We start from the raw sequence: 16,849 nt of genomic DNA on the forward strand, positions 1-16,849 counted from the left end.
CGCGTGGGGTTTCGGGAAGGGGCGGGGTGGGGCGAAAACTCACCCCAGCAACCCCACCGGCACACCCACCACCCGACTCCGCAACCACTCGGCCACCCCCTTCCCTTGAGGATCGAACCGCCCCTGCGCCGCAACCCCCTCCCCCAGCAACCCCTCCACCACGAAATTCAACGCCCGCAGGTTCGGCAGCACATGCCGCGTGACCCGCAACTCCCCGCACTCCGGCAGGAGTTCACGGAACAGCCCAACCGTCAGCGTCCCGGCCAGCCACCCCCACACCCGCTCCGACCGCGCCCACACCCCCACGTTCACGTCCCCACCCTTGTCCCCACTCCGCGCCCCCGCCACCGCCCCCAAGGGCACCCGCCGAACCACCCCACCCGCACCAGGCGCCGCCGCGTCGAACGCGGACAGCACCGGCTCCGGAACGGGCCGCAGAGGCGATGTGCGCGGCGCGGGCGGTATCGACTCCCGTACGCCGTCCGGGAGCACGGCCACCTGACGCACGCCCCCCGCGTCCACGTACCGCGCCGAGAACACCCCGTACGGCGCCCCCTTCGACGGCGGCGCCGTGACATGGAAGCCGGGGTAGCTGCCGAGCGCCAGCTCGACCGCCGCGCCGCTCACCACCCGCCCCACAGCCTCGGGATCGGCGTCCCGCACGACGAGACGCAGCAGGGCACTGGCGCATTCCTGCGTGTCCGCGTCCGCCCGGTCGGTCCGGGCCAGCTCCCAACGCACCGACTCCGGCCGGGACTTGGCCCGCCCGAGCGCCGCCTCGACCTGCTCCCGCACCATCGCGGCCTTCTCCCGCACGTCGAGCCCCGTCAGCACGAACACGACCTCGTTGCGCCACCCGCCGATCCGGGTGATCCCGGCCTTCAGGGTGGGCGGCGGCGCCTCGCCCCGCACCCCGCTGATCCGCACCCGGTCCGGCCCGTCCTGGTCGAGCCGTACGGTGTCGAGCCTCGCGGTGACGTCGGGCCCCGCGTACCGCGCGCCGGAGGTCTCGTACAGGAGCTGCGCGGTGACCGTGCCCGTGTCGACGACCCCGCCGGTACCGGGGTGCTTGGTGATGACGCTCGTGCCGTCGGCGTGGATCTCGGCGAGGGGGAAGCCCGGGCGCAGCAGGTCGCCGGGGGCGAAGTCGGTGAAGAAGGCGTAGTTCCCGCCGGTGGCCTGGGTGCCGCACTCCAGGACGTGCCCGGCCACGACCGCGCCCGCGAGCGCGTCGTACTCCTCGGGCCCCCAGTCGAACCACCACGCCGCCGGGCCGGTGACGAGCGCCGCATCCGTGACGCGTCCGGTGACCACGATGTCCGCGCCGGCCCGCAGGCAGGCCGTGATGCCGCCGCCGCCGAGGTAGGCGTTGGCGGTGAGGGCGCCCTCGGGCAGCGCGAGCGCGTCCCCTTCGACGTGCGCGACCCGCGCCGGAACGCCGACCCGGTCGCTCAACTGCCGTATGGCGCCGGCCAGTCCGGCCGGGTTGAGCCCTCCGGCGTTGGTCACGATCCGCACCCCGCGCTCACGCGCGAGCCCCAGGCACTCCTCCAACTGGCGCAGGAACGTCTTGGCGTACCCGAGCCCCGGGTCGCGCAGCCGGTCGCGGCCGAGGATGAGCAGGGTGAGTTCGGCGAGGTAGTCGCCGGTGAGGACGTCGAGGGGGCCGCCGGTCAGCATCTCGCGCATCGCGTCGAAGCGGTCGCCGTAGAACCCGGAGGCGTTCCCGACGCGCAGCACGCTCCGGTCCGCCCGGTCCGCCCGGTCCTCCCGGTCCGCCCGGTCCGTCGGACCGCCCCGGCTCATGAGGCGTCCTCGGCCGCGCGGGGCGGGCGGCCGGGTCCCGCCGGGCCGGCGAAGGCCTGAGCGATGTCGAGCCAGCGGTCGGCGTCGGCGCCCTCGGCCCGTACCGCGGTGTCGCCGCGGTGCAGCCGCTGGGTGACCAGGAGGCAGAAGTCCAACGCGGGCCCGGTGACGCGCTGTTGGGCGCCCTCGGGACCGTACGTCCACACCGCGTCGCCGTCGGGCGCGGTCAGCTCGACCCGGAACTCCTCGTCCGGCGCCGCGAGTCCGTGTACGGCGAAGGCGTAGCCGCGGGCGCGGACGCCGATGCGGGCGACGTGGCGCAGCCGGGCGGTGGGCCTGCGGGTGCGGCCCAGGGCGTCGAACACGTCCTGCCCGTGCGCCCAGGTCTCCATCAGCCGGCCCGTCGCCATCGACGCGGTGGACATGGGCGGCCCGTACCAGGGAAAACGCGCCCCGGCCGGCGCGGCCCGCAACTCCTCCTGGAGCCGTACGCGGCTGTCGCGCCACCACGAGAGCAGTTCGGCGGGCGGCAGCAGCGCGCCCGCCTCTGCCCCGTCGTCCACGAAGCGGTCCGGGGCCGCCGCCGCCTTCTCGGCCTCGGCGGCGAAGGCCTCGGGGTCGGTGACGGCGAGCAGGGCGGCGGTGTCGGTCCACGCGAGGTGGGCGACCTGATGGGCGATGGTCCACCCCGGCGCGGCGGTCGGCGTGGCCCACTGCGCGGGGCTCAACTCGCCGATGGCGACGTCCAGTTCACCCCCTTCCGCGCGCAGGTCGTCCAGCACGTCGAGTACGGCGTCGGTCGGACCGGCCGGTTCGGACACGGTGCGCTCCCCTCCGGGACAGCGGGTGTGCCACGGAGCATGGCAGCGGCGCGGAAAACAAGCAAGCGTGCTTGCATGTATTTTCTGGCCGTTGCGGGGCTGCGGGACTGCGGGGCTGCGGGACTTGGTTCGGTCAAGGCCCCCGGCGTCACGGGTCTGTACCGGCGGACGGTGGGCGCCCGGCCGGCCGTCAGGGACACGGCAACCGGCGCCCCGGCGGGCCCGGGCACGGCTGGACGGGAGTGCGGCCGGGGGCGCGGCTCGCTGTGCGCCGCCTGTGCGTGTAACAGGAATGTCCTGGGGCGCGCCGGGGAGGAACGGTTCACCGGGCCATGAGGTCCTGATGGTCATACCGACGCCCGCTCGTGCCGGACCGTACCGAGCGGCCCGCACCGCCAACCGATCCTGAGGGAAGAACCGATGCGCGTTCGCAAGCTCACCTTCGCCGCCCTGGCCGTCGCCGCGGGCCTCTCGCTCACGGCCTGCCAGAACGACGACGGTTCCACGGCACAGAGCGACCCGTCGTCCGCCTCCAGCGCGTCGACGGGAGGCGGTTCGGGCTCGGCGGGCGCGAACGCGGGTACGGGTACGAGTACGGGCGGCGCCCAGAGCGGCGGCAAGGGCACGGGCGGCAAGGGCACGACCGCGGGCACGGGGTCGAGCGGCACGGGGGGCTCGGGGGGCTCGGGGAGCGGCGCCAAGGGTGGCAAGTGCACCGCGGCGGACCTGAAGATCTCGGCGACGGACGCCACGGTCGGCGGTGACAAGGACCGCACGGTGGCGGTGGAGTTCAAGAACGTCAGCGGCCACGACTGCTCGGTGGCCGGTTTCGCGGGCGTCGACCTGAAGCTCGCCGAGGGCACCCTGCCGGCCAAGCGCACGGGCGATCCGGCCGGCCCCTACACCCTCAAGAACGGCAAGTCTGTGTACTTCGGGGTCACCTACCCGCACAACGACACGGGCGGCTCGGGCGTCCGCGTCACGGGCCTCCTGGTGACCCCGCCCGGCGACACGAAGACCGTCTCGCTCCCCTGGCCGGGCGAGGCGACCCTGCCCGTGACGGACGACACCACGTCCCAGGTGAAGGTCGGCCCGATCGGCAGCGCGGGCCAGGGGAACTGAGCCCCGCACAAGTGGGGGCCGGGTAATCAGGGGCCGGGTAATCAGGGGCCGGGTAATCAGGGGCCGGGGCAGAAGCCCCGGCCCCTTTTCGCGACCCCGGACCGCGCCCGCATCCCGGCGCCCGTCCCGGCGGGTGCCCGCGTGGCCCGGCGGGGGGAGCCCGCGCGGCCCGGGGCGGGCGGAACGCGGCCCCGGGGCGGAACCCGCCAACCGGGGTCCGGGGCGCAGCCCCAGGAACCCGCGCCCTCCGACCCCGCCGCACGGGCGGGCGGGAAAACCCCGGGGTCTGGGGCAGCCCCAGGGACCCACGCCCTCCGACCCGGGCCGCGAGCAACCCCCAGGGTCAGGGGCTCGGGGACGGAACCCCCCAACCCGGGCCAGAGGCAACCCCCCGGGGTCCGGGGCGAAGCCCCGGGGACTCGCACTCTCCAACCCCGCCGCACGGGCGGGCGGGCGGGAAAACCCCGGGGTCTGGGGCGAAGCCCCAGGGACCCGCACTCTCCAACCCGGGCCGCGAGCAACCAGGCACCCGCACTCTCCAACCCGGGCCAAGCGCAACCCCCAGGGTCAAGGGCCAGGCACTCGCACCCTCCAACCCGGGCCAAGCGCAACCCCCAGGGTCAGGGAGCCACCTCGCCCGGCCGCGCCCGCGCAGCACCTACCCCCTGCCAACCCGGATCTGCGTCCGCACCGCCCCCACGCTCGCCCCGATCACGAGCCCGATCGCGAGCGCCTGGGGCCAGGACAGGGACTGGTCCAGGATGAGGAAGCCCGCTGCCGCCGCGATCGCCGGCTCCAGGCTCATCAGGATCGCGAAGGTGGAGGCGGGCAGGCGCCGCAGGGCCAGGAGTTCCAGGGTGTAGGGCAGGACCGACGACAGGACGGCGACGGCCGCGCCCAGCGCCACCGTCGAGGGCACGAGCAGCGCCGTACCGGCCTGCGCGACGCCGATCGGCAGGAAGACGACCGCGCCCACCGCCATCGCCAGCGCCAGCCCGTCCGCCTGCGGGAACCGGCGCCCCGTACGCGCGCTGAACAGGATGTACACCGCCCAGCACACCCCCGCCCCCAGGGCGTAGGCCGCGCCCACCAGGTCGAGGCCGCCGAAGCCGCCGCCGCCCAGGAGGATGACACCGGCCAGGGCGAGCCCGGCCCACACCACGTTGACCAGCCGCTTCGAGGCGAACACGGACAGCGTCAGGGGGCCGAGGACCTCAAGCGTGACGGCGACACCGAGCGGAACGCGGTCGACCGCCTGGTAGAAGAGCCCGTTCATGCCGGCCATCGCCACGCCGAACGCGACGACCGTGCCCCAGTCGGCCCGCGAGTGCCCCCGCAGCCCGGGCCGGCAGATCAACAGCAGGACGATTGCCGCCGCGACGAGCCGCAGCGTCACCACTCCGGCCGCGCCGGCCCGCGGCATCAGCGTCACCGCGAGAGCCGCGCCGAACTGCACCGACATGCCGCCCGCCACCACGAGCGCGACCGGCGCGAACGCCGCCCGGCGCCCACCGCGCCCCGGCCCCTTCAGCGCGCCGGCCGCCTCCGGTACGGCGACGGCGGCCGCCGCGACCGGTTCGGCCGCACCCGTGCCCTGGACCGGATTCACCGGCGTCCACCTCCGTCAGATCAATTCATTGGACTTCCAGGGTCAGTATTCTGCACCGCGCTCGCCGCGCGCAAGCACTTTCCCGCCCCAACCGGAATACCTCAGTCCATCCAATGTAAGCGGCGTCCGCGCCCGCTGCCCCTCACCCCTGCGGACGTCATGACCGTCCCAGCCCCTCCGCCAACACCTCCGCCAGGTGCCTGGCCTCCCGGCCCGCCAGCTGCGCCAGTTGCGTACGGCAGGAGTAACCGTCGGCAAGCAGCTCCGTACCGGGCGCCGCGGCCCGTACCGAGGGGAGCAGCTGGTCCTCCGCGCAGGCCAGCGACACCTCCCAGTGGCCGCGCTCGAAGCCGAAGTTCCCGGCCAGACCGCAGCACCCGCCGCTGAGCTCACCCGTCAGACCCGCACGCTCGCGCAGGCGGCGTTCGGCGGCGTCACCGAGGACCGCGTGCTGGTGGCAGTGGGTCTGCCCGGCCACCGGGCGGTCCAGGCGCGGCGGCGTCCAGTGCGGCGCGCACTCCTCAAGGACCTCGGCGAAGGTGCGTACCGACGCCGCGAGGCGAGCGGCCCTCGGGTCGCCGGGCAGCAGCTCCGGCAGGTCCGTGCGCAGGGCGGCCGCGCAGCTCGGTTCGAGTACGAGGACGGGAAGACCGGGGCCACCGGGAACACCGGGACGGCCGGGAACACCGGGGCCGCCTGCGTCGGGCAGGTGCGGCTCCATGACGTCCAGGGTGCGGCGCAGCACCGCCTTGGCGCGGTCGAGCTGGCCGGTGGTGACATGGGTGAGCCCGCAGCAGACCCGCCCGGAGGGGAGCGCCGCGCTCACGCCCGCGTCCGCGAGCACCCGCAGCGCGGCCCGGCCGACCTCCGGGGACAGGTGGTTGGTGAAGGTGTCCGGCCACAGGAGTACCGCCGCCGCGTCGGGCTCCGGCCGGTTCTTGAGACCGGCCAGGAACGTGCGCGGCGCGAGCGGCGGGATCGTACGCTCCGGCGCGATCCCCGCGAGCCGTTTCGCCAGCGCCGCCAGCGGGCGGACGCGTGCGGCCGCGTTCAGCGGGCCCGCAAGCGGCGCGGCCAGCCGCAGCCACTCGGGGAGCCGGCCGAGGGCGTAGTGGGCGGCCGGGCGCGGGCGCCCCCGGTAGTGGTGGTGCAGGAACTCCGCCTTGTACGTGGCCATGTCCACCCCGACCGGGCAGTCGCTGCGGCAGCCCTTGCAGGACAGGCACAGATCGAGCGCGTCGCGTACCTCGCGCGAGCGCCACCCGTCCGTGACCACCTCGCCCGCCAGCATCTCGTGCAGCAGCCTGGCCCGGCCGCGCGTGGAGTGCTCCTCCTCCCCCGTGGCCCGGAAGGACGGGCACATGACATCGGCCGAACCACCGCTCGCGGTACGGCATTTGGCGACCCCCACGCACCGGCTCACCGCCGCCTTGAAGTCGCCGCCGTCGTGCGGGTAGCCGAACGCCACGTCCACCGCACGCTTCGGCAGCGCCTCGAAGCGCAGGTTCTCGTCGAGCCGCGCAGGCCGGGCCAGGATGCCGGGGTTGAGCAGGCCGTCCGGGTCCCACACGTCCTTGAACCGGCCGAACAGCTCCACCAGTTGGGGCCCGTACATCTTCGGGAGCAGTTCCGCGCGGGCCTGGCCGTCGCCGTGTTCGCCGCTGAGTGAACCGCCGTGCGCCACCACCAGAGCGGCCAGGTCCTCGGAGAACGCGCGGAAACGCGCGACGCCGGGCGCGCTCACCAGGTCGAAGTCGACGCGCACGTGGACGCAGCCCTCACCGAAGTGCCCATAGGGGATGCCGCGCAGCCCATGGGAGGCCAGCAGGGCGCGGAACTCCCGCAGATACGCGCCGAGCCGGGCGGGCGGCACCGCGCAGTCCTCCCAGCCGGGCCAGGCCTCGGTGCCGTCGGGCATCCGGGTCGCGGTGCCCGCCGCGTCCTCGCGGATCCGCCACAGCGCGCGCATCCCGGCGACGTCGCCGACCACGGCGGTGTCCTGGGCGGCGCCCGCGCGCGCCAACTCGGCCGCCCTGGCGCGTGCTTCGGCCTCCGTCGCCCCGCCGGTCTCGACAAAGAGCCAGGCCCCGCCGCGCGGCAGCCCGGCCCCGCCCCGTACCCGTACGAGATCGGCGGCCATGCCCTCGACGGTCAGCGGCCGGTACGCCAGGAGGCCGGGCGCGGCCTCGGCCGCCGCGCCCTCGTCGGGGTAGCCCAGGACCGCGAGCGCCCGGGCGCGCGGCGTCTCCACCAGGCGTACGGTGGCTTCGGTGACCACGCCGAGGGTCCCCTCGCCGCCGCAGAACGCCCGTGCCAGATCGGCGCCGCGCTCGGGGAGCAGGGCGTCCATCGCGTAGCCGGAGATGCGGCGCGGCAGGTCCTGCGGGTATCCGGTGCGCAGCGTCGCGAGGTGGCGGTCGACGAAGGCGCGCAGGCCTTCGGGCGCTGTCGAGTTCTGCCAGCCGCGTGACAGATGGTGAAGTTTGCCTTGTGCGCTGACCACTTTCAGATCACAGATGTTGTCAGCTGTCGTCCCCCATGCCACCGAGTGCGCCCCGCACGCGTTGTTGCCGATCATCCCGCCGAGCGTGCAGCGGCTGTGGGTGGAGGGGTCGGGCCCGAAGGTGAGCCCGTGGGGCGCCACCGCCTCCCTCAGTACGTCCAGCACAAGTCCCGGCTGCACCACGGCGGTTCGGGCCCGCGCGTCCACCGCGATCAGCGACCGCATGAAGCGGGTGAGGTCGAGGACGATCCCGGCGCCGGTGGCCTGGCCCGCGATCGAGGTCCCGCCACCGCGCGGCACCACCGGCACCCCGTGGGCCCGGCACACCGCGAGGACCGCCGCCACGTCGTCGGCGTCGCGCGGGGCCACCACACCCAGCGGCACCCGGCGGTAGTTGGAGGCGTCCATGGTGGTCAGGGCGCGGGCGGTGACCCCGAGGTCCACCCGGCCGCGCACCGCACGGGACAGCTCACGCCCCAGCTCGCGGGACAGCTCACGATCGCTTCCTCGGCCCTGCGCACCCTTAGCCATGGACCCAGGATGCCCCTGCCGTGAGGGAAGGGGACGGTGTCGCGATACTGTCTCCAACGTGTCCTGAAAAAGCCTTGTTGACCTGAATGCGACTGTTCAACGCTCCCAATGAGCGGGAATGTTCACCAAGAACTATCCAATTCGATCACCAACTCTCCTATAGTTGCCCCTCGTTCCCCGTGAACGGGAATGCGTCCTTCCCCCTCGCCCACCCCTCGCCCGCCCCTCGACCCCGCCCCCTTCGCCCGCCATAAGCGCTGTAAGGCATTGATCAATGACGGCGTCGCCCTCTCCCACCCGCCCCTCCGCGCTGGCCCTGCTCATCACCGCGGTGGTCACCGGCGCGTTCTGCGTGGCGGCGGTGGTCTCGGCCGAGCCCGCCTCCCGCGCCCTGGTCGGCTGGAGCCTCGCCACCGCGGCCGTCCTGCTGAGCGCCGGCGCGTACGCCATGACGTACACCACGCTGCGCAACCGCGTCCTGCGCGACCGGCTCGCCGCGCTCAACGCCCAGATCGGCGCCCAGGAGGCCAACGCCGCCCGGCGCAGCGCCGACGCGGTACGCCTCGACGCGGCCAGGGCCGCCGAGCGCAAGGCTCTGGTCGCCGCCCACGCCGCCGAGCTGCGCCGCGCCGAGTCGGCCCGGGCCGCCGCCCTCGCCGCGACCGCCAACGCGGCGGGCCGCATGCAGGCGCTGGCCACCGGCATGCTCGCCGACCTGCGCGAGATGGAGCACCGGCACGCCGACGAGGATGTGCTCGGCGACCTGCTCCACCTGGACCACCGCACCGCGCAGGCGGGCCGGCTCGCGGACTCCATCGCCGTGCTGACCGGGGCGCGTTCGGGCCGGCGCTGGTCGCGGCCCATCGTCATGGAGTCCATTCTGCGCGGCGCCATGGGGCGCATCGGCGGCTACCAGCGGGTGCGGCTGCACTCCACCAGTGACGCGGCCGTCGCCGGTCACGCCGCCGAGGGCGTCATGCACGCCCTGGCCGAACTCCTCGACAACGCGGCCAACTTCTCGCCGCCGACCGCCGAGGTCCATGTGTACGTGGAGGAAGTGCCGGCCGGCGTCATCATCACCGTCGAGGACAGCGGCCTTGTCATGAGCGAGGTGCAGCAGCGCCGCGCCGAACAGGCCGTGTCGGGGCGGTCGTTGGACCTGGCGGGGCTCTCGGGCACCCGGCTCGGGCTCGCGGTCGTGGGGCGGCTGGCCCGCAAGCACGGGCTCACCGTGTCGTTCCGGCCCTCCGCGCGCGGCGGCACCGGCGCCCTGATGCTGCTGCCGCACGAGTTGATCTCGCACGTCACCGCCGCGCCGGCGCCGGCGCCGGTCGCGCCCGTCCTCGACGTACCGCACGACCTGGCGACGGCACAGCGCGCGGCGCGGACCGGCTCCACCGAGCCGGAGGCCACGCACGAGACGGCCGCCGAGCCCGTCACCGCCGCGCCCCCGGCAAACGCCCCGGACGCCGCGGAGGCCGCAGCCGAATCCGCCTCCGCCCCCGGGTCCGGTCCGGGCTGGGACTCGCGCTCGGGCTCGAGCTCGGGCTCCGGCTCCGGCTCCGGCTCCGGCTCCGAGACCAGCGGTGAGTTCCCGCAGTTCGGCGAGAGCGGGCTGCCCAAGCGCAAGCGCGGCCGCGCCCTCGCCGCGGCCCATCCCCAGGGACCCGGCGCACCGGGCGCACCCGGCGCCCCGGCCCGCGCCACGGCGGCCCCGGCGTCCGAGGCCGCCGCCCGCTTCAGCAGCTTCCGCCAGGCCGTACGCGCGAAGTCCCCCTCCCCGGAAGGCACCACAGAATGACCGGCACCACCACCGACGAGAAGCTCAACTGGCTGCTGGAGAACCTGCTCCAGCGCACCCCAGGCGCCCGCCACGCCCTCGTGCTCTCGCGCGACGGCCTCAAGCTGTGCCGCACCCCCGAGCTCTCCGTCGACCAGGCCGACCAGCTCGCCGCCATCTCCGCCGGCATCCAGAGCCTGTCGCACGGGGCGTCCATGGAGTTCGGCGACGGCAGCGGCGGGGTGCGCTCCGCGATGGCGGAGTTCTACGGCGGCATCCTGTTCATCGTCGAGGCCGGGGAGGGCGCCCATCTCGCGGTGGTCGCCGCCGAGGACGCGGACGCGGGGCTCGTCGGGCACAACATGTCCGAACTGGTGGAACAGCTCGGCGAATACCTCAGCGCCGAGCCGCGGGCATGAGCCGGCCGGGCCGGGACGACTCGCCGGACCGGCTCTACACGCTCACCGGCGGACGCAGCCGTTCCGGTTCGGCCGCCTTCGACCTGGTCACGCTGGTGGTCACCGAGTCGGACCCGGCGCCCGGCATGCAGTCCGAGCACGCGGCGATCCTGCGGATGTGCCGCTTTCCGACGGCGGTCGTGGAGATCGCCGCCGAGCTGCGCCTGCCCGTCACGGTGGTCCGCATCCTGCTCGCCGACCTGCACGACACCGGCCGGATCAGCGCCCGCCATCCGCGCTCCGGCCACAGCCTTCCCGATTCCGACATCCTGGAGCAGGTGCTCGTTGGCCTCCGAAATCTCTGAACGGCCCGCACGCTCCGAACGGCCCGCCCTCGCGGGGACCGCGGACAACGGCCTGAAAATCGTCGTCGTCGGTGGTTTCGGCGTCGGAAAGACGACCATGGTGCGCTCGGTCAGCGAGATCCGTCCGCTGAACACCGAGGAGACCATGACGAAGGCGGGCGAGGCCGTCGACGACCTCGACGCGGTGCGCACCAAGACGGCCACCACCGTCGCGTTCGACTTCGGGCGCATCACCCTGGACGCGCACAACGTCCTGTACCTGTTCGGCGCGCCCGGACAGGAGCGGTTCTGGTTCCTGTGGGACCGGCTGTTCGCGGGCACGCTCGGCGCGGTCGTCCTCGTGGACACCCGGCGCCTGGCGGACTCCTGGTACGCCATCGACCGCCTGGAGCACCACGGCACGCCCTTCGTCGTGGCCTGCAACGACTTCGGCGGGCCCGCGCACACCGAGGCGCAGGTGCGCGAAGCGCTCGATCTGCCGCCCGAGGTGCCGCTGCTGCGCTGCGACGCCCGCTCGCGCGAGTCGAGCAAGACCGTCCTGATCACCCTCGTGGAACATCTCGCGCGCCTGCGACAAGCACCGGAGCTCATACCGTGACGTGCCCGATCCCCGCCCCCGTCCCGCTGAGCGGCCCCCGCTTCCAGACCGACCCGAACGCGCTCTACCGCGACCTGCGGCGCGACCACGGTGCCGTGGCGCCCGTCGTGCTCGACGGCGACGTACCGGCGTGGCTGGTGCTCGGCTACCGCGAACTGCACCAGGTCACCAGCGACCCGATGCTCTTCTCGCGCGACTCCGACCTGTGGAACCAGTGGGACCGCATCCCCGCCGACTGGCCGCTGCTCCCGATGATCGGCCGCAAGCAGCCGTCGATCCTCTACACCGTCGGCGAGCGCCACCGCGAGCGGGCGGCGATGGTCTCCGAGGCCCTTGAGGCCGTCGACCCCTTCGAACTGCGCCGCCACGCCGAGCGGTTCGCGGACGAACTCATCGACGCGCTGTGCGGCGCGGGCAGCTGCGACATCGTCGGCCAGTACGCCATGCTCCTGCCGGTCCGCGTCCTGGCGCGCCTGTACGGGTTCGCCGACGAGCAGGGTCCCGGCCTGGTCACCGCGATGAACGACATGATCAACGGCCGGGAGGGCGCCCTCGAGGGCCAGCGCCACCTCGCGGAGTCGATGTACGCGCTGCTCACCGCCAAGCAGGTGGAGCCGGGCGACGACGTGGCGTCGCGGATGCTCGCCAACCCGTACGGCTTCACCGTCGAGGAGGTCGGCCAGGACCTCATGGTGATGATGGCCGCAGGCCACCAGCCCACCGCCGACTGGATCGGCAACTCGCTGCGTCTGATGCTCACCGACGACCGGTTCGCGGCCTCGCTCGCGGGCGGGCGGCACAGCGTCGGCGAGGCGATGAACGAGGTGCTGTGGGAGGACACCCCCACGCAGAACGTGGCGGGCCGCTGGGCCGCCCGCGACACCCGGCTCGGCGGTCAGCACATCCGCGCAGGCGACCTGCTGCTCCTGGGCCTCGCGGCGGCCAACGGCGACCCCCAGATACGCACCGACGCGGGTGCCCTGACCGGCGGCAACAGCGCGTTCTTCTCGTTCGGGCACGGGGAGCACCGCTGCCCCTTCCCCGCGCAGGAGGTCGCCGAGGTCATCGCGCGCACCGGGATCGAGGTGCTGCTCGACCGCCTGCCCGACGTCGATCTCGCCGTTCCCGAGGGGCAGTTGGCGCGCCGCCCGTCCCCGTGGCTGCGCGGCCTGTCCGAGCTTCCCGTCACGTTCACTCCCACTCCCGCCCTTGGAGCAGCCAGATGAGCAGACCGTCGCAGTGCCCCGTGGACCACAGCGGTGCCATCTCCCTCGACCCGTTCGTCGGCGACCTGGACGCGGAGAGCGCGGCGCTGCGCGCGGCGGGGCCGCTGGTACGGGTCGTGCTGCCGGGCGGGGTGGGCTGCTACTCGGTGACGCACCACGCCGAGGCCCGGGCACTGCTGACCGATCCGCGCCTGGTGAAGGACATCAACAGCTGGGGCGCCTGGGGGCGCGGCGAGATCCCGCTGGACTGGCCCCTGATCGGGCTCGCCAACCCGGGCCGCTCGATGCTGACCGTCGACGGCGATGAGCACCGCCGGCTGCGCACCCTGGTCGCGCAGGCGCTGACCGTGCGGCGGGTGGAGCGGCTGCGGGCGGGCATCGAGGCGCTGACGACGTCGATGCTGGACCGCCTCGCGACCCTCCCCGAGGGCGAAGTGGTGGACTTGAAGGCGGAGTTCGCCTACCCCCTCCCCATGAACGTGATCAGCGAGCTGATGGGTGTGGACGCGGCCGACCACCCGCGGCTGAAGGCCCTGTTCGAGAAGTTCTTCTCCACGCAGACGCCGCCGGAGGAGGTGCCGGGGATGATGGCGGACCTGGGCGAGCTGTTCGGGCGGATCGTGGAGTCCAAACGGCGGGCGCCGGGCGACGACCTGACGAGCGCGCTGATCGCGGCGTCCGAGGACGGTGACCACCTCACCACGGAGGAGATCACCAACACGCTCCAGCTGATGGTCGCGGCGGGTCATGAGACGACGATCAGCCTCATCGTGAACGCGGTGCTGGCTCTGGAGACGCATCCCGAGCAGCGCGAACTGGTGCTGGCGGGGAAGGTGGCGTGGGAGAACGTCATCGAGGAGACCCTGCGCTGGTCGACGCCGACGTCGCACGTCCTGTTCCGCTTCGCGACGGAGGATGTGCCGGTGGGTGACCGGGTGCTGCCGGCGGGCGAGGCGCTGATCGTCTCCTTCGGGGCGATCGGGCGGGACGAGGCGCAGCACGGGCCGACGGCGGGCGACTTCGATGTGACCCGCACCCCGAACCGCCACATCTCCTTCGGCCACGGCCCGCACGTCTGCCCCGGGGCGGCCCTGTCCCGCCTGGAGGCGGGGGTCGCGCTGCCGGCCCTGTACGCCCGCTTCCCCTCCCTGACCCTGGCGGTCCCGGCGACCTCACTCCGCAACAAGCCGATCGTCACCCAGAACGACCTTTTCGACCTTCCGGTCCGGCTGACCTGACGGGTGTACGGGGGCGGGGTGGGGCATCCCGGGGCGTCAACAGACCGTGCTGGGGCACCCGCGCAGTTCCCCGCGCCCCTGAACCACTCGATGCCGGACGGCACGCACATCTTCAGCCCGTCACGGGGGTCCCCCCAGCCCTCAAGGCCTTGGGGGAGTTTGAGGACGAGCGCCCTTCAGGCGCGAACGGGGTCTGGGGCAGAGCCGCAGGTGTTTGGACCTCAGCTCCCTCACCGCCCCCGGAGGGTTTCGGGAAGGGGCGGGGTGGGGTCATCTCCGGGGTCCGGGACGGAGCCTCAGTAACCCCGGCGTAACCCCGGCTTTCGTCTGCGGACCGTGCTGGGGCACCCGCGCAGTTCCCCGCGCCCCCAAGCAGGGCACCCGGCACCGGGCAGCCGGGGGCTGTGGGGGCCGTCTCATCGGGCGGACCCGGGGGACCGGGGCCGTCAGGACCCGCTACGCTCGCGCACGTGGCTGAGATCCAGATTCCCGCTGACATGAAGCCCGCCGACGGCCGTTTCGGCGCGGGCCCCTCCAAGGTGCGTACGGAGGCGCTGGACGCCCTGGCCGCCACCGGCACCTCCCTCCTCGGCACCTCCCACCGCCAGGCCCCGGTCAAGAACCTGGTCGGCGAGGTGCGCCAGGGCATCCGGGACCTCTTCTCCCTCCCCGAGGGCTACGAGGTGATCCTGGGCAACGGCGGCTCCACCGCGTTCTGGGACGTCGCGACGCACGGCCTGATCGAGAACAAGTCCCAGCACCTGAACTTCGGCGAGTTCTCCTCCAAGTTCGCCAAGGCCGCCAAGGCCGCCCCCTGGCTGGCCGAGCCGACCGTCATCAGCAGCGACCCGGGCACCCACCCGGACCCGAAGGCCGAAGCGGGCGTGGACGTGTACGCGTTCACGCACAACGAGACCTCCACCGGTGTCGCCGCCCCCATCAAGCGCGTGTCCGGCGCCGACGAGGGCGCCCTCGTCCTGGTGGACGCGACCTCCGGCGCCGGCGGCCTGCCCGTCGACATCACCGAGACGGACGTCTACTACTTCGCCCCGCAGAAGTCGTTCGCCTCGGACGGCGGCCTGTGGCTCGCCGCGTTCTCGCCGGCCGCCCTCGATCGCGCCCAGCGCGTGCACGCGAGCGGGCGTCACGTGCCGGAGTTCTTCTCGCTGCCGACCGCGATCGACAACTCGCTGAAGAACCAGACGTACAACACCCCCGCCCTGTCCACCCTGTTCCTGCTCAACGAGCAGCTGAAGTGGATCAACGGCCAGGGCGGTCTCGACTGGGCGACGGGCCGCACCCGCGCGTCCTCCCAGGCCCTGTACGGCTGGGCCGAGGACTCCAAGCACGCCACCCCGTTCGTGACGGACCCGGCCAAGCGCTCGCAGGTCATCGGCACGATCGACTTCGCGGAGGGCGTCGACGCCGCCGCGGTCGCCAAGGTGCTGCGCGCCAACGGCATCGTGGACACCGAGCCGTACCGCAAGCTGGGCCGCAACCAGCTGCGTATCGCGATGTTCCCGGCGATCGACCCGGCGGACGTCGAAGCCCTGACGGCCTGCGTGGACTACGTCATCGAGCAGCTGTAGGCATCTCGGCGTACGCGAGGGAGGGCCGCGAGCGGATCCGCGCGTACGCCGACGTGTCGTGCCTCTTGGCAGGTTGCGCGGTCGGGCAGAGGTTCTGGCGGGGACGCTAGAGCATTCCTCCGGTGGCGGAGATGGTCTGTCCGGTGATCCAGCCGGAGTCGGGGCCGGCCAGGAAGGCGACGATGCCGGCGATGTCGCCTCCGGTGCCCAGGCGGCCGAGGACGGTGTTGCGGGCGGCGCGTTCGAGGAGCCTCGGGGGCAGGGACTGCCGCAGCATCGCGGTGTCGGTGGCGCCGGGCGCGACGCAGTTGACGGTGATGCGGCGGGGGCCGAATTCCTGGGCCGCCACTGCGGTGAACTGTTCGACGGCGGCTTTGCTGGCAGCGTAGACGGCGTTGCCGGGGGTGGGGCGGCGTACACCGATGGAGGACATCGTGATGACGCGGCCACCGTCGCGCAGGCGGGTGGCGGCGTGCTGGAGAGCGAGGAAGGTGCCTTTGGTGTTGACGGCCATCACGCGGTCGTAGGTTTCCTCGCTGGCTTCTTCGATGCGTGCGTCGGGGAGCCAGACCGCCGCGTTCGCGACGAGGATGTCGAGGCCGCCCGTGACGCGTTCCGCCTCGGCGAAGAGCCGGGCCACCTGGGCCGAGTCGGCGAGGTCGGCGCGGACCGGGTACGCGCCGGTGGCGGCCGCCGCCTCTTTCGCGTCCTGTTCGGCCTGGTGGTAGCCGAAGGCCACGTGGGCGCCGTCGGTGGTGAGCCGTTCCACGATGGCCCGGCCGATTCCACGCGAGCCGCCCGTGACCAGGGCCGTACGCCCTTGCAGGCTTCCCATGACACCCCACCCAACTACACTGCGTTGACCTAGAGTTGCGTAGAGTAGCATTCGTGGGGTCGGGACAATCCACGGACGGGGAGCGCGCGTTGAGCGATCGACGGATGAGCAGGACGGCGGTCCGGGCCGTTCTCGTGGACGCCGTGCGGGAGCTGAAGCCCGAGTTCGCCGAGCTCGCGCTCACCGGTGACGAGCATCTCAGCGCCGAACTGGGGCTGGACTCGGTGGCCCGGGTGGAGCTGCTGGTGGTGCTGGAGGAGGAGTTCGGGATCGAGGACGAGGTGGACCCGAGGATCTTCATGACGCCGGCGACCATCAATGCCCTGGTCGAGCAGATCGTGGTCACTGAGGACGTCTGCCCGTGACGTCCGCGGCGGTGACCGCCCCCGCCGGGGGTGGCGAGGAACGGACCGGTCCCGGGGGAGGGT

14 protein-coding genes are annotated in these 16,849 nt (G+C 73.5%); 9 read left to right on the forward strand and 5 right to left on the reverse strand.

The features are described 5' to 3' along the window. Window positions 1-39 precede the first annotated feature (39 nt). Both ABR738_RS18310 and ABR738_RS18315 read right to left on the reverse strand, forming a co-directional pair. Window positions 40-1,689, reverse strand: coding sequence for an acyclic terpene utilization AtuA family protein (locus tag ABR738_RS18310; RefSeq protein WP_502964226.1), 1,650 nt, complete (start codon window positions 1,687-1,689; stop codon window positions 40-42). A 113-nt stretch (window positions 1,690-1,802) separates the two neighbouring features. Continuing rightward, window positions 1,803-2,627 (reverse strand): TIGR03084 family metal-binding protein, encoded by an 825-nt coding sequence (locus tag ABR738_RS18315; protein WP_350231057.1) that lies wholly within the window; start codon window positions 2,625-2,627, stop codon window positions 1,803-1,805. 420 nt (window positions 2,628-3,047) lie between these two features. Here ABR738_RS18315 and ABR738_RS18320 point away from each other — a divergent pair, with 420 nt between their 5' ends. Further along, the gene (locus ABR738_RS18320; RefSeq protein WP_350231058.1) at window positions 3,048-3,749 is read left to right on the forward strand and encodes a DUF4232 domain-containing protein; all 702 of its coding nucleotides are present in this window, start codon (window positions 3,048-3,050) and stop codon (window positions 3,747-3,749) included. 658 nt (window positions 3,750-4,407) lie between these two features. Here ABR738_RS18320 and ABR738_RS18325 read toward each other — a convergent pair. Together ABR738_RS18325 and ABR738_RS18330 are read right to left on the reverse strand one after the other, a co-directional pair. Continuing rightward, entirely contained in the window at window positions 4,408-5,358 is a 951-nt protein-coding gene (locus ABR738_RS18325) for an EamA family transporter (RefSeq protein ID WP_350231059.1), read from the reverse strand. Between the two features lie 157 nt (window positions 5,359-5,515). Beyond that, window positions 5,516-8,392: an FAD-binding and (Fe-S)-binding domain-containing protein gene (locus ABR738_RS18330; RefSeq protein WP_350231060.1), complete on the reverse strand. Its 2,877-nt coding sequence runs from the start codon at window positions 8,390-8,392 to the stop codon at window positions 5,516-5,518. A gap of 274 nt (window positions 8,393-8,666) precedes the next feature. On the opposite strand from ABR738_RS18330, the gene ABR738_RS18335 reads away from it, so the two are divergent. From ABR738_RS18335 to serC, 7 genes are all read left to right on the forward strand, one after another. Further along, the gene (locus ABR738_RS18335) at window positions 8,667-10,193 is read left to right on the forward strand and encodes a sensor histidine kinase (protein ID WP_350231061.1); all 1,527 of its coding nucleotides are present in this window, start codon (window positions 8,667-8,669) and stop codon (window positions 10,191-10,193) included. After that, window positions 10,190-10,591, forward strand: coding sequence for a roadblock/LC7 domain-containing protein (locus ABR738_RS18340; RefSeq protein WP_350231062.1), 402 nt, complete (start codon window positions 10,190-10,192; stop codon window positions 10,589-10,591). Before ABR738_RS18335 ends, ABR738_RS18340 begins: the two co-directional genes overlap by 4 nt. After that, window positions 10,588-10,935 (forward strand): DUF742 domain-containing protein, encoded by a 348-nt coding sequence (locus ABR738_RS18345; RefSeq protein ID WP_350231063.1) that lies wholly within the window; start codon window positions 10,588-10,590, stop codon window positions 10,933-10,935. The genes ABR738_RS18340 and ABR738_RS18345 overlap by 4 nt, the downstream gene beginning before the upstream one ends. Beyond that, complete coding sequence (locus ABR738_RS18350) at window positions 10,916-11,533, forward strand: GTP-binding protein (protein WP_350231064.1); 618 nt, start codon at window positions 10,916-10,918, stop codon at window positions 11,531-11,533. The genes ABR738_RS18345 and ABR738_RS18350 overlap by 20 nt, the downstream gene beginning before the upstream one ends. Continuing rightward, window positions 11,530-12,759 carry a cytochrome P450 gene (locus ABR738_RS18355; RefSeq protein WP_350231065.1) on the forward strand — a complete coding sequence of 410 codons (1,230 nt, stop codon included), beginning with the start codon at window positions 11,530-11,532 and terminating at the stop codon, window positions 12,757-12,759. Before ABR738_RS18350 ends, ABR738_RS18355 begins: the two co-directional genes overlap by 4 nt. Beyond that, on the forward strand, window positions 12,756-13,997 hold the full coding sequence (locus tag ABR738_RS18360) for a cytochrome P450 family protein (protein ID WP_350231066.1): 1,242 nt from the start codon (window positions 12,756-12,758) through the stop codon (window positions 13,995-13,997). The genes ABR738_RS18355 and ABR738_RS18360 overlap by 4 nt, the downstream gene beginning before the upstream one ends. Before the next feature lie 470 nt (window positions 13,998-14,467). Then, the gene (gene serC, locus ABR738_RS18365) at window positions 14,468-15,586 is read left to right on the forward strand and encodes a phosphoserine transaminase (protein WP_350231067.1); all 1,119 of its coding nucleotides are present in this window, start codon (window positions 14,468-14,470) and stop codon (window positions 15,584-15,586) included. Window positions 15,587-15,692: 106 nt separating this feature from the next. Here serC and ABR738_RS18370 read toward each other — a convergent pair whose 3' ends face one another. Next, on the reverse strand, window positions 15,693-16,421 hold the full coding sequence (locus tag ABR738_RS18370; RefSeq protein WP_350231068.1) for an SDR family oxidoreductase: 729 nt from the start codon (window positions 16,419-16,421) through the stop codon (window positions 15,693-15,695). An 89-nt stretch (window positions 16,422-16,510) separates the two neighbouring features. Between ABR738_RS18370 and ABR738_RS18375 the strand changes: the two genes are divergently transcribed. Then, on the forward strand, window positions 16,511-16,786 hold the full coding sequence (locus tag ABR738_RS18375) for a phosphopantetheine-binding protein (RefSeq protein ID WP_350231069.1): 276 nt from the start codon (window positions 16,511-16,513) through the stop codon (window positions 16,784-16,786). Window positions 16,787-16,849 lie beyond the last annotated feature (63 nt).

Origin of the sequence: Streptomyces sp. Edi4, from assembly GCF_040253615.1 — a bacterium.
Lineage (GTDB): Bacteria > Actinomycetota > Actinomycetes > Streptomycetales > Streptomycetaceae > Streptomyces.

Excerpts from the sequence above, each read along its gene's own strand:
- ABR738_RS18310 (WP_502964226.1), bottom strand. The coding sequence starts at position 1,689 with ATGCGCGAGATGCTGACCGGCGGCCCCCTCGACGTCCTCACCGGCGAC.
- ABR738_RS18320 (WP_350231058.1), top strand. The coding sequence starts at position 3,048 with ATGCGCGTTCGCAAGCTCACCTTCGCCGCCCTGGCCGTCGCCGCGGGC.
- ABR738_RS18330 (WP_350231060.1), bottom strand. The coding sequence starts at position 8,392 with ATGGCTAAGGGTGCGCAGGGCCGAGGAAGCGATCGTGAGCTGTCCCGC.
- ABR738_RS18335 (WP_350231061.1), top strand. The coding sequence starts at position 8,667 with ATGACGGCGTCGCCCTCTCCCACCCGCCCCTCCGCGCTGGCCCTGCTC.
- ABR738_RS18340 (WP_350231062.1), top strand. The coding sequence starts at position 10,190 with ATGACCGGCACCACCACCGACGAGAAGCTCAACTGGCTGCTGGAGAAC.
- ABR738_RS18345 (WP_350231063.1), top strand. The coding sequence starts at position 10,588 with ATGAGCCGGCCGGGCCGGGACGACTCGCCGGACCGGCTCTACACGCTC.
- ABR738_RS18360 (WP_350231066.1), top strand. The coding sequence starts at position 12,756 with ATGAGCAGACCGTCGCAGTGCCCCGTGGACCACAGCGGTGCCATCTCC.
- ABR738_RS18370 (WP_350231068.1), bottom strand. The coding sequence starts at position 16,421 with ATGGGAAGCCTGCAAGGGCGTACGGCCCTGGTCACGGGCGGCTCGCGT.